Source organism: Kitasatospora sp. NPDC001225, assembly GCF_053597855.1.
Genome location: NZ_JBSFJC010000034.1, coordinates 1 through 12,529 on the forward strand (window position 1 = coordinate 1; position 12,529 = coordinate 12,529).

Sequence of the window (12,529 nt, forward strand, 5' to 3'; positions counted from 1 at the left end):
GACTCCCCGCTGGCCTGGCACCGCGACCAGGCCGTCGCCGCGATCCGCGCCCTGCACGAGCACGGCCGGGCCGACTTCCCACACGGCCGCCGTCCGCCGTCAGCGGCCGACCTCGCGCAGGCGGAAGTCCTCGACCGTCTCGCGCCGGATCAGCAGGCGGGCCCGGCCGTCCTTCACCGCGACCACGGCCGGGCGGCCGACCAGGTTGTAGCCGGACGCCATGGACAGCTGGTACGCGCCGGCCGCCGGCATCGCCAGCAGGTCGCCGGGGCGCAGGTCGGCGGGCAGTGCGGCGTCGCGGACGAGCACGTCCCCGGCCTCGCAGTGGCGGCCGACCACGTCGACCCGTGTCTCCCCCGCCTCCGAGCGGCGGCCGACCAGCCGCACCGTGTACGGCGATCCGTACAGGGCCGGGCGCGGGTTGTCGCTCATGCCGCCGTCCACCGCGACGAAGCAGCGGCCGTCCGCCGTGTGCTTGACGGACAGCACCCGGTAGACCGCCACGGCGGCCGGTCCGGCGATCGCGCGGCCGGGTTCGACGATCAGCCGGGGCACGTCCAGGTCGGCCTCGGCGCAGCGCACCGCCAGCCGGTCGGTGACCCGGACGGCGAACTCGGCGAGGTCCAACTCCTCGTCCCCGGGCAGGTACCTGATGCCATGGCCGCCGCCGAGGTCCAGTTCGGGCAGTTCGACGCCGTGCCGGTCCCGGGTCTCGGCGAGCAGCCGCACCACCGCGTCCACCGCCTCCAGGTACGGCTCGACCGAGGTGATCTGCGAGCCCAGGTGGCAGTGCAGGCCCGCCAGTTCGAGCCCCGGCTGGTCGAGCACCCGGGCGATCGCGTCGGCCGCGTCGCCGCCCTCGACGGGGAAGCCGAACTTCTGCCCGCCGACCCCGGTCCGCACCGCCGCGTGGTGCCCGGCGGCGATCCCCGGGACGATCCGGACCAGCACCTTCTGCGGCGTGTCGGCGGCCACCAGGGCGGCCAGCCGCGCGATCTCCGCCGGGCCGTCGATGACGATCCGCCCGACCCGCAGCCGCCGCGCCAGCCGCAGTTCCTCCGGGGACTTGGCGTTGCCGTGCAGCAGGATCCGCTGCGCCGGGAAGCCGGCCGAGACCGCCAGCCACAGCTCGCCGGACGAGCAGACGTCCAGGCCCAGCCCTTCCTGCTCCACCCAGTCGGCCATCGCGCTGCAGAGGAAGGCCTTGGCCGCGTACAGCACCTCGGCGTGCGGCAGCGCCCGCCGGTACGCCCGGGCCCGCCCCCGGACCTCGGCCTCGTCCAGCACGTACAGCGGGGTGCCGAACCGCTCGGCGGCCTCGGCCAGCCCGACCCCGCCGATCAGCAGATCGGCTCCCCGGCCGGGCCGCGCCGTGGCCGGCCAGGGGCCGCCGAGCACGTCGGCGGAGACGGCTCCAGGGGCGGTCCCGGGGGTGGTGGGGACGGGCGGGGCGATGAGCTGGGTCATGGCGGCTGCTCCTCTGGGTGGGCGCGTGGGCGGCGGACGCCCTGACGGGTGTCAGTCCTCGTAGTGCATCGCGAAGCGGCAGTTCGCCGGGCGGGTGCGGTCCCGGTCGGCGGCCGGGGACGGTTCCGGCGGCTCGGGGCGGTCCCGGCGCCAGGCGGCGGGCACGAGGCGGACCGTCCGCTCCAGCGGCTCGTCGACGTCGATGACGGCGGTGACAGTGGTCATGGCGGGGTCCCTCCAGACGACGGCCCGGGCGGCCGCACCCCTCCAGTGGAGACCCTCCGCACACCGACCGCACCCGCCCTTGACGCAGGGCGTACGGCCCGGGGCCCGTCCTTGACGCCTTCCTGACAGCGGTCCGGCGGTCGGCCGGCGGCGGTGTCAGAGCTCCGTCAAGGACGGGGGTTTCGCCGCCAATCCTGTGTCAAGAGCGGCATGTCCCCCGGTTCTCCGGTGGTGGGCTGTCCGCCGTCCCCGCAGCCCCACCCGAACCCGCCGCCCCCGACGAACCGGGGCGGCCCGGAAGGTCCCCCGAGACGATGCGCCGTTCGGCCCTCACCACCCCGGACAACACCCCCGACCAGCAGAACTGGTTCCGCCGCCCGGAGCGCACCGCGGCCCCCGCGCCCGAGCCGCCGCCGAGCCACCGGCCCACCTCGCCGGGCGGCCGCCGCCGGCTGATCACCCGCCGCCAGCTGGCCGAGGCGCTGCCCGCCGCCGTCCGCAAGCTCCATCCGCGCACCATGATGCGCAACCCGGTGATGCTGGTGGTGGAGACGGGCTCCGCGCTCACCACGATCAGCGCCGTCCTCCACCCGGGCGTCTTCGCCTGGGTGATCTCCTTCTGGCTCTGGCTGACCGTGCTGTTCGCCAACCTCGCCGAGGCCGTCGCGGAGAGCCGCGGCAAGGCGCAGGCCGAGTCGCTGCGCCGCGCCCAGTCCGCCACCACCGCCCGGCGGCTGCTGCACTGGCGGGTCGGTACCCGCGACCACCGCCACGAGGTCATCCCCGCCGAGCAGTTGATGGTGCACGACATCGTGCTCGTCCCGGCCGGCGAGGTGGTCCCGCGGGACGGCGAGGTGGTCGAGGGCGTCGCCACGGTCGACGAGTCGGCGATCACCGGGGAGTCGGCACCCGTCATCCGCGAGTCCGGCGGCGACCGCACCGGCGTCACCGGCGGCACCAGGGTGCTCTCCGACCACCTGGTCGTCCGGGTCACCTCCCGCCCCGGGCAGAGCTTCGTGGACCGGATGATCGCCCTGGTCGAGGGCGCCGACCGGCAGAAGACGCCGAACGAGATCGCGCTCAACATCCTGCTGGCCTCGCTGACCATCGTCTTCCTGCTCTCGGTTGTCTCGCTCCAGCCGATGGCCGTCTACGCGCACGCGCCCCAGACCACCATCGTGCTGGTCGCGTTGATGGTCGCGCTGATCCCGACCACGATCGGCGCCCTGCTCTCCGCGATCGGCATCGCCGGGATGGACCGGCTGGTGCAGCGCAACGTGGTCGCCCTCTCCGGCCGGGCGGTGGAGGCCGCCGGGGACGTGGACGTGCTGCTGCTCGACAAGACCGGCACCATCACCCACGGCAACCGACGGGCCGTCGCCCTGCACCCGCTGCCCGGGGCGACCACCGAACAGCTCGCCGAGGCCGCCCAGTTGGCCTCCATCGCGGACGGGACACCGGAGGGGCGGTCACTGGTCGAACTGACGAACCGTCAGTACTGGGTGCCGCCGCGCTCCCCCGGCGAACTCGGCGAGCAGCAGCCGGTACCGTTCACCGCCCACAGCCGGATGAGCGGCGTCGACCTCACCTGGCCGGACGGCACCACCTGCCTGGTCCGCAAGGGCGCGGCGAACGCCGTCGCCCGCTGGGTCGCGGACTCCGGCGGGCGGCTGCCGGCGGAGGCCGAACCGCTGGTGGACCGGATCGCCCGGGCCGGCGGCACCCCACTGCTGGTCGCCGTCCACGACCGGCACGGCGCACGGGCGTTGGGCGTGGTCGAGCTCAAGGACGTGGTGAAGGAGGGCATCGCCGAACGCTTCGCCGAGCTGCGGCGGATGGGCATCCGTACCGTCATGGTCACCGGGGACAACCCGCTGACCGCGCGCGCCATCGCCGCCGAGGCCGGGGTGGACGACTTCCTCGCCGAGGCCACCCCGGAGGACAAGCTCGCCCACCTGCGGCGCGAACAGGCCGCCGGGAACATGGTCGCGATGACCGGCGACGGCACCAACGACGCCCCCGCCCTCGCCCAGGCGGACGTCGGCGTCGCGATGAACTCCGGCACCCCGGCCGCCAAGGAGGCCGGCAACATGGTCGACCTCGACTCCAATCCGGCGAAGCTGATCGAGATCGTCCGGGTGGGCAAGCAACTCCTCATCACCCGGGGCGCGTTGACCACCTTCTCGATCACCAACGACGTGGCCAAGTTCTTCGCGATCATCCCCGCGATGTTCGCGAACGCCTACCCCGGGCTGCACCACCTCAACATCATGGAGCTGCACAGCCCCACCTCGGCGATCGCCTCCGCGATCATCTTCAACGCGCTGATCATCGTCGCCCTGATCCCGCTCGCCCTGCGCGGCGTGCGCTACCAGCCGGCCTCCGCGACCGACCTGCTCCGGCGCAACCTGCGGGTGTACGGACTGGGCGGGCTGGTGCTGCCGTTCCTCGGCATCAAGGCGATCGACCTGCTGGTCCAGTTCGTCCCGGGGCTGGGCTGAGCGATCGGCCGGGGGATCCCGACCGGCCCGTCAGAGCGCTGTCAAAATGTGGGCGACCCGCGTCATGGTGGTGTCAGCGGCGGTACGGACGGCTCCGTTCCGGGGTTCACTGGAGACATCCGAAGCAAGGAGTTCCGAACCGGCGGAGCCCGATGGAGAGAGCCGCCGGAGAGACGGAGGCGAACGGCCATGACCGGGACCACCCGAGTGATCGTCGGCCTGAGCGGATCACTGAGCAGTCTGGCCGCCCTCTACCACGCCGTCGGCGAGGCGGCCCGGCACCAGGCGGTGCTGGTGCCCGTGGCCGCCTGGGCCGCCAACGAGCGGGACGGCCTACGGCCGCTCTCCGAACTGGAGCACGCCGCCCGGCGACGCCTCGACGTCGCCTTCGACCAGGCCTACGGCGGCTACCCGTCCGACCTGGTCATCCACCCGCTGGTGGTCAACGCCGAGCCCGGCCCCGCCCTGGTCGGCGCCGTCACCGGCCCGGCGGACCTGCTCGTCCTCGGCGCCGCCACCCGCCGCCGCCTGGACCGCCTGCGGCACGGCTCGGTCGCCCGCCACTGCCGCCACCGGGCCGGCTGCCGGGTGGTCGAGGTCTCGCCCTCGGCCCTCCTCACCCGCCTCGAACTCCCGGCCCGCACCGGCGCGCCACTCCCCCTGCTGGCCCGCTGACAGATCGTCACCGACCTTCTGCTGGCGCCCACTTGCGCTACTCCGGGACGCGCAGGTGGGCGCTCAGCCAGCCGAGGGCGGGCGGGATGAGCCGGCCCCAGGTGGTGAAGTTGTGGCCGCCGGTGTCGACCGTCTCCTGGTCGACCACCAGCGGAGGACGGGCCGCCGCCGCGAAGGCGCTGGAGTCGGCGTAGGTGCTGCCGTCCTCCTTGCTGTCCGCGAGCAGCACCGCCAGGGGCGGCATCGGCAGGTGGGCCAGGCGCCAGTCGAGGTCGGCCTCGGCGCGGCGCCGCGGGTCGCCCGCGAAGAGGTCGCCCGTCGTGACGTCCTCCGCCGCCTTGAAGTAGCCGGAGAGCGAGACGGCCGCCGGGAAGGTCCGCGGGTGCTCCATGCCCAGCTTGACCGCGCAGTAGCCGCCGGTCGAGTCGCCGACGATCCCCAGGCTGCCGGTGCCGTCCAGCACCCGGTAGGAGGCGCGCAGGTCGGCGGGCACGTCGGTGGTGAAGTAGCGCTGCGCCTGCGGCCCGTTCGGGATGTCCTCGCACTCGCTGTCCCGGGGCATGGTCGGCGAGGGCCGCATCAGCACCAGGACGGTCGGCTGCATCGACCCCTTGCGCAGCAGGTCGAGTTCGGCCGCCGGGTAGCGCAGCTTGGTGACCAGGTTGGCGGCGTCGCCGGGGAAGCCGGTCAGCACCAGCACGGCCGGGAAGTGCCGCGTCTCGCCGCCGGGTTGGAAGTACTGCGGCGGCAGGTAGACGTAGCCGTCGGAGCTCAGCCCGGTGGTCGCCCCGGGCAGCCGCACCCGGTCGAGCCGCCCGATCCGGGCCGGATCGCGGCCGACCGCCCCCGCGCCGGTGATCTCCGCCGGGCCGAGCACCTGCACGCCGGCCGCGCCCGCACCGGTACCGCCGCCCGCACCGGTTCCGCCGCCCGTCCCCGTACCGCCGCCCGTCCCCCGGATCACCCCCGCGCCGTGCTCGCGCCCCAGCAGGTCGGACCAGCTGCTGTAGAACACGAAGTAGTCGTTGACGGCGAGCCCCAGCGTGACCAGCAGGGCCAGCTGGGTGACGGCGATGGTGCCGAGCCGCAGGAACATCGCGGGCCAGCTCCGGACGGCCAGCCGGGGCCAGACCCACAGCGTGCCGAGCACCGTGAACACCGCGAGCAGCGCCATCAGCGCCAGCAGCTTGTGGTTGGTGAGCCCCATCGGCCCCGACCTCCCCTACCGCCGTGAATCCCGGCCGCGGAACCCGGCTGTGGCACCCGGCTGTGGCACCCGGCGCTGTGGAACCCTGCCGCGAAGGCCGGCCGTGGAAGCGGAGCTCCGTACTCAAAGTAGCCGGTCGGACACCTCCGGGCACGCCACCGCGAGCCCGGGTTCCGCAACTTCGACAAGCCTGTCGAAGTTGGCATGCCCAGGCTATGCTGACCCGAAGCCCGCCCCTGGTCGGGCCCCTCGCCCCGTCGACGCACGCACCGCCCAGGTGCGCCCGACCGGAAGGAGGTGCGGTCGCAGCCTCCGCCAGACGGCCCACCCGGCCGGCCCTTCCCGATCGGCCAACAAGCCGTCCACCTCGCCTTCTTGACGGTCCGTCAATTCTCATCCGCGATTTCACCGCCTGAACCGTGACGCGTGCCCCGGGCCGCCCACCGCCCGTTGTACGGAAGGTGAATCGCCGCGCCCGCCCGAAACCCCCGGCCGCCCCGCCGAGGAAGAGGTTCCGCATGACGACGTCCCGGACCCACCCGCGCCCCGCCGAAGCCGCGGTGCTGCTCACCGTGCTCGGCCTGCTCGTCCTGGAGGAGATCGCCCTCGGTATGGCCGAGGAGGAGGACCGCCCCGTCATCGGCGGCATCCTGATCGGCGCCTCCGGCACCGGCCTCCTGGTGGTCGGCGCGGTCCTGCTCAGCCGCTGGATCGACCTCCGCCGCCCACTCCCGCTACCCCCACCCGGCCCCAACGGCCGCGAGTACAGCGCCCGCGCCCTCGAAGGCTTCCCGATGGAGGCCGTCCGCCCCATACTGCTCGCCGAGAACGCCCCCCAGCTCGGCCACCTGTACTCCGCCTGGATGCTCGCCCGGGCCGGCCGCCCCGCCCCCTGGATCGCCCGCCGCCTGGCCATCCCGCCGGACGCCGCCCAACTCCTCGTCGACGCCGCCCGCACGGCGAGACTCGATCAGCGCCGCTGACCAGGCGCCGCACTCGCCTGCGCCACCAGGTACGGCACCAGCCCGCGCTCCGCCAGCGCCGACCGCCAGGCATCCCGCGCCAGCACCAGCTCCCCCGGCCCGTCCGCCGCCTCCCCGGCCTCCGGCCCCCTCGACCGGGCCGCCCCCAGCAACCCCAGCCCGCCCACCAGCAGACTCACCGCCCCCGCCCCGGCCGACACCCACCCGGCGTCCACCAGCGCGTGCGCCAACACCTCCATGTCCTCGACCAGCCCCAGCACGGAACCCAGCAGCAGGAAGACCACCGCCGCCCCCACCGCGATGATCGGCACCACCACCCCCAGCACCCCCCACCACCCCGACGCCCGCTCCCTGGCCGGCACGTCCACCGGCAGCCGCGCCACCGCATCGGCATCCGCCCGCAACGCCGCGTACCGCTCGTACTCCGGCGCCGCCGCGGCCAGCACGAACTCCGCGTTCTCCCGCGCCGTCCGCCGCAACCGCTCCACCCCCCGGGCCTCCTCCCCACTCGCCCGCAACGCCGCCCGCACCTCCGGCGCCGAGAGCGCCCGCCCGAGCTCCGTCTCGAAGTCCGCCCGATCCTGCTGCGGCAGCCGAAGCGGCCTGTCCATGCTCGTCCCCGATCGCCGTGCGTAATGTTCTACAGAACTGTAGAACAAGGAGGCACGTTGCAGCAGCCCTGTTCACGGGTGGATTCGGTGCTCAGGAGGGGTCGGCCATGGGGACCCGGGCGAGAGCGTCGCGGATCAGCTCGGCAGGGTCGGGGGCGTCGATGCCCCACGCGCGGTACCAGTCGGTGATCCGGGCCATCGGATGCCCCGTCCTCAGTGACACCTTCAACAGGTCGGCCAAGGTCGCACCCTCGATCCACAACGATCCGATGGACCCTGACCTGTCGAGATCGAGAAGATCCCACGCCTGCTCCATCGTGAACCCGGCCGGCAGGTCGTCGGCGGACGGAATGATCCCACGGGTCCTCAAGTGGCGAGCCAACTCCCTCGCATGCAGCTGAAGCGTCCGAGCCGCATCGATCAGACGCGCGAACGGCACGGGGGCACCCAACGGAAGGTCGTCCCAATCCATCGCTCCGTCGGGCGAGAAGAGTTCCCTGTCCAGCCGGACCGGGCGCTCCGGCAGGACGATCGGGATCTCCGCCCCACAGGCCCGGATCCGCTCGATCACCTCACGGAACGACTGCCCGCCGAGCTCCCCGACCATGAAGATCAGGTCGTAGGTCAGCTCGTCGGGATCTTCCCGCCACAGATCTGCCAGCTCCCCGATCTCCTGCTCGCCGATCTCCAGGTCCTCGACACGGGCATCAACCGGTGCCGCTGCCGAGAATCCGCTCAAAGCCACCGCAGCCTGGCGGGGGATGACTACGGGCGGGCGGTCGGGGCCGAGACAGCAGACGAAGTCACGAGCGGGAAGCACGCCGAGTCCGGCAGCTCGATCGCGGGCCTGCTTGAGCGTGATGCCGAGACTCCGACCGAGGTCCACCACCCATTCCCCGTCCGGCTGCTCCAGCGTCCACGACCTGGCCCCGAAGGCCTGATGCCTCGGAGCCAGCACCTCGATGTCGGACGGCATCGCCGGGCGCACATTCCGGAACCGGAGCAATTCCGGGCACAGACTGGACAGTTCCGGGAATGTCCGATCCAGCCCGTGAGCCATCATCCGCCAGAGGAGGACGTGATCCGGCGGATCGCCTGGAAGCATTCCATCAAGGAACCGGTCGGGATGTTCACACCACCTGAGGATTCCCTCGTCCGCCAGGAAGCAGCCCGTGCTACGGGTTTCGTACTCGACCCCACGGAATTCGAATGGACGGCCCTGTCGGATGACTTCGGCGGCCACCAGATCGGCGAGATGGTAGTTCCCCTCCGTTACCTGATGGATCCACTCCATGCTCAACACGACCGAGTCCCCGCTCACGAACTCGTCGACCGCCAGCTCCAGCAGGCCCCGGACCGTCTCCGAAAGGTCACTGATGACACGGCGGCGATCCACGGACAACCTCCTCGGCGACAGGCTGCCGGTGAGGTTCAGAACGACCCCGGACAACCCCCTCGGCGAGATGACCCCGCGGACGACCTCCGGCTCGACCACCAGGCCGTCCACGAGCAGTGCCCCGCCGTGCTCGCACCATGTCACCTGGGCGTCCTCCGGCGCTCCGGCCCATGACGTCGTCAGACCCCATGCGCTGAAGCCGAAGGTCTCACCCGGCGGCGCCTGCCGCACTTTCAGGACGCCGGGCTCCCATCCGGATTCCCGGACGCCGTCGTGCACCGCCGAGGTGGCGAACTCCGCGACGGCCAGGAGACGTTCGAGGACGTCCACACACGACCACGACTCTCCCAGCTCGATGTCGTCGCGCAGGTACAGGCGGACGGTGGTACCCGGCATGCGGCCCTGTGCCGCCCGTTCGGCGATGCGGAAGAGGTGGCTCGGGCCATAGATCGAGACTTCCAGCTGCGGACCTAACTGACCCGTGGTGTCCATGCGGCAGGTGTTGACCCGGATTTCGTCGGCGAGCATGAAGTAGCTCAGCACGCCGATGCCGAAGCGGCTGTTGGGATACAGCTCGACGGGCGGGTCGACCTTGCGCCACTCGGCGCGTTCGAGCTTGAAGTCCAGCTGCTCCGCGAAGCGGGCGCCGGCGTTGGAGAAGACGCCCCTCAGCTCCTCCTCCCCCATGCCGACGCCGTTGTCCTGGCACTCCAGGTAGGCGCGGCCGTTCTCGTCCACGCCCTGACGGAACTCGATACGACCGTCGTAGGTGAAGGTCGCGATGGGGTTGGTGCGGTCCAGGTACTCCGTGCGGGCGCGGCGGTAGCGGCAGGCGTCGAGGGCGTTCTGGTAGAGCTCTCTGACGGCCAGATCTCGGTCGCGGTAGAGCTCTACGCCCATCAGTAGGCTGCGCACCCTCCGTTCGTCCATGCGGAAGCGAGCCCAACCGGTGAAGGCGCCAGCGGCGGGGGCAGCCTCGTCGGAGGCGAGACGAGTGGGAAGTGGGTGTGTGGTGAGGACCCGGCGGACGGCGTGGAGGAGTTCGTCGGCCCGGGCGGTGTACTCGCGCAGTCCTTCGACCACCGCCTCGTGGTGGCACTCGGCGCGCAGCACCGGCAGATCGTAAGAGCCGCCCCACGCGGCCTCGTCCAACGTTCGGCGCAGGTCGGTGAGGTCGACCTCGTGCGGGATGCCGAGGTGTTCGGCCACGATCTCGGGCAGGGCGGTCATCTCGATGGCGGTGCCGTACGCCAGCGCGAGCAACAGGGCCAACCTCGGCTCCCGGACGTGCTGTTCGCCCGGGGCCCGCAGGTGGTCGTCAGCACTGAGGCTTGCCAGGTAGTCACGGTTGCCGACGTCAGGGCCCCGACGGAGACCGTGCAGCAGGGCGCAGACGCGCTTGAGGGCGAAGGTCTCACCGAGGTCGGCGAGCATCGGCAACTGGTCGATGATCTCCTGAACGCCCTCGGGGTCGGCGAGGTCTTCGTGCTGATCGAGCCAGCGGTGGAAGAGCCACCAACCGAGCGCGGCGGCGGAGGCGGGGCGGGTCCGGGTGCGGCCCACGAGCAGGTCGTAGGACTCGAAGAACTGCTCGTACGCCGCGCGGTCGGCGTCGGGGTCGAGTGAGGAGGAGAGTTCGGTCGGACGCACGGAGGCGCGCACCGTCGCCAGGCGCAGCGAGCGGACCCGGTAGAGGAACGGCAGGACGGCCAGCAGCGCCGCCTCGGCCGGGTAGAGGTCGAGCCGATCGTTGCCAAGCAGCCCGTCGACCCGTGAAACGAAACGCACCGCGATCCCGGGATCCTGCCACGGGTCGTCGGCGAGCACCGTCTCGTCCCGCAGCCGGGCCAGTTCACCGACGGCCTTCAGGACGGCGCACCGGTACGGCTCGGCGTCCCGGTCCTCCCGGACGTGCTTCCAGGCCCGTGACTCGGCAGCGGCCCGCACCCACTCGTCGGCCCCTTCCGACGCCGCCGGGGGCTGACTCCCGCCCACGTAGACAGCCCCGATGTGCCCGGCCTGCACGACCGGGCCGTTCGCCGTGCCGCTCATCGTGTTCGACGTGCTGTCGACCATCCCTCATGCCCTCCCCATGTGCAGGGGACGAGCGTAGGGCAATAGCCCCTCAGGCCACGGTCAGAATCCCGCGCATGAAGTGGTGGAACGTACAGAGGTACGAGTACCCGCCCGGCTGCGTGGGAGCGGTAAGCGTCGCGCTGCCGCCCGGGGCGATCGGGCCGGTGTCGAAGGTGCCGTCCTGGGCGGTGAGGGTGTGGGCGGTGGTGCCGGTGTTGGTCACGGTGACCGCCGTGCCCGGGCTGAGGGTGAAGTCGGCCGGCTCGAAGGAGAAGTCGCGGATCGTCACCGTCCCCGTGAAGGGGCTGGGCGACGGCGGGGCCGTGGATGGCGACGGCGGCGCGACGGTACTGCTGGTCTCCTCCGGGCCCGGCACCATGAACGAGCTGACGCAGCCGGTCAGTACGGGGGCCGCGGCGAGCAGGAGGGCCGAGGCCCGGAGGAGGGTCCGCATCAGGCGGAGGTAGCGAGCAGCCTGGCCCGCTTGGAGTCGGCGGCGGCCGACGGGGTGGCGCCGATGTTGGAGACGGTGGTGGTCAGGATCGCGTCGACGTCCGGGATCCAGTTGGTGGTCTTGGACTGGACGAGGACCTGCCGTGTCTGCGGCGTGCCGTCGCAGATCACGTCCGCCTCCGCGGTCCGGCTGGAGCCGAAGGCGACGGCGGTGTTGTCCTCCGGGTCCCTCTGTTCGACCGAGACAGTGAGCGATCGGGCCTCGTCCGCGATCGAGCAGAGGTACTCGACCTGTACCCGGACCCGTCCGGGGAGCTTGGGGTCGATGACGGCGTCGCCGAGGGTGACGGTGGTGGGGACCGGCTCGTCGGCCCGGGCCGGTACGGCGGCCCCGGCCGCGCCGGTGAGGCCGGTGAGGGCCGAGGTGAGTACCGTCAGGATGATCCACCGCTGCACTGAAACCTCCGGTCTGAGGACGTATGGGCGTACGAACGCATTGCGGCCGACGTTAACCGCCCGGAGATCCACCCGCGCGCCCAACCGTCCGAACGTCATACCAACAGCCCAGCGCCCAGTCCGCGACCCTCGCCAGCCGGTCCCAACCGCCCCCACCCGATGGTGTGCGTGAGAAGTCGACCTGGCCGACTTCTCACGCACGCAAGGGGAATGACGCCGGCCCGTGTCCCAGGACACCTGGGGCACGGGCCAGAAGGGTGCACACCGCGCAGATCACGTCGTCAGGTGGTCGAACTCCCCGGCCTTGACGCCGCACAGGAGTGCGCCGAGCGCGCCGGGCGAAGTCGAGAGGACGGTGTCAGGGTCATCGCTCTCACGAATCCGGACAGTGGCGTCGGCAACTGCTGAGACGTAGATGCAGTTGGCGGTGTCGCCGCTGAACGAGGACTTCTGCCAGCTCTGAACGGCCATGGTTCTTC

11 protein-coding genes are annotated in these 12,529 nt (G+C 72.2%); 3 read left to right on the top strand and 8 right to left on the bottom strand.

Annotation, left to right across the window (positions count from 1 at the left end; genetic code table 11):
• Positions 1-99 precede the first annotated feature (99 nt).
• Complete coding sequence (gene lysA / locus ACWDCZ_RS14460; RefSeq protein WP_449816056.1) at positions 100-1,467, bottom strand: diaminopimelate decarboxylase; 1,368 nt, start codon at positions 1,465-1,467, stop codon at positions 100-102.
• A gap of 51 nt (positions 1,468-1,518) precedes the next feature.
• Entirely contained in the window at positions 1,519-1,692 is a 174-nt protein-coding gene (locus ACWDCZ_RS14465) for a hypothetical protein (RefSeq protein ID WP_375874815.1), read from the bottom strand.
• 314 nt (positions 1,693-2,006) lie between these two features.
• Here ACWDCZ_RS14465 and kdpB point away from each other — a divergent pair, with 314 nt between their 5' ends.
• Entirely contained in the window at positions 2,007-4,193 is a 2,187-nt protein-coding gene (gene kdpB, locus ACWDCZ_RS14470; RefSeq protein ID WP_449816057.1) for a potassium-transporting ATPase subunit KdpB, read from the top strand.
• Between the two features lie 189 nt (positions 4,194-4,382).
• Positions 4,383-4,868, top strand: coding sequence for a universal stress protein (locus tag ACWDCZ_RS14475; RefSeq protein WP_049650056.1), 486 nt, complete (start codon positions 4,383-4,385; stop codon positions 4,866-4,868).
• Positions 4,869-4,905: 37 nt separating this feature from the next.
• Here ACWDCZ_RS14475 and ACWDCZ_RS14480 read toward each other — a convergent pair whose 3' ends face one another.
• On the bottom strand, positions 4,906-6,075 hold the full coding sequence (locus tag ACWDCZ_RS14480) for an alpha/beta hydrolase (protein ID WP_449816058.1): 1,170 nt from the start codon (positions 6,073-6,075) through the stop codon (positions 4,906-4,908).
• A 518-nt stretch (positions 6,076-6,593) separates the two neighbouring features.
• Between ACWDCZ_RS14480 and ACWDCZ_RS14485 the strand changes: the two genes are divergently transcribed.
• Positions 6,594-7,058, top strand: a complete 465-nt coding sequence (locus ACWDCZ_RS14485) for a hypothetical protein (protein WP_117487037.1) — start codon at positions 6,594-6,596, stop codon at positions 7,056-7,058.
• On the opposite strand, the gene ACWDCZ_RS14490 is transcribed toward ACWDCZ_RS14485, so the two are convergent.
• From ACWDCZ_RS14490 to ACWDCZ_RS14510, 5 genes are all read right to left on the bottom strand, one after another.
• Complete coding sequence (locus ACWDCZ_RS14490; protein WP_380742944.1) at positions 7,046-7,669, bottom strand: hypothetical protein; 624 nt, start codon at positions 7,667-7,669, stop codon at positions 7,046-7,048. The genes ACWDCZ_RS14485 and ACWDCZ_RS14490 overlap by 13 nt on opposite strands.
• Before the next feature lie 91 nt (positions 7,670-7,760).
• On the bottom strand, positions 7,761-11,141 hold the full coding sequence (locus tag ACWDCZ_RS14495; protein ID WP_449816059.1) for an HD domain-containing protein: 3,381 nt from the start codon (positions 11,139-11,141) through the stop codon (positions 7,761-7,763).
• 49 nt (positions 11,142-11,190) lie between these two features.
• Positions 11,191-11,595: a cupredoxin domain-containing protein gene (locus tag ACWDCZ_RS14500; RefSeq protein ID WP_416876348.1), complete on the bottom strand. Its 405-nt coding sequence runs from the start codon at positions 11,593-11,595 to the stop codon at positions 11,191-11,193.
• Entirely contained in the window at positions 11,595-12,050 is a 456-nt protein-coding gene (locus tag ACWDCZ_RS14505) for a hypothetical protein (protein WP_375874810.1), read from the bottom strand. Before ACWDCZ_RS14505 ends, ACWDCZ_RS14500 begins: the two co-directional genes overlap by 1 nt.
• A gap of 273 nt (positions 12,051-12,323) precedes the next feature.
• On the bottom strand, positions 12,324-12,521 hold the full coding sequence (locus tag ACWDCZ_RS14510; RefSeq protein WP_387823277.1) for a DUF397 domain-containing protein: 198 nt from the start codon (positions 12,519-12,521) through the stop codon (positions 12,324-12,326).
• Positions 12,522-12,529: the final 8 nt, after the last annotated feature.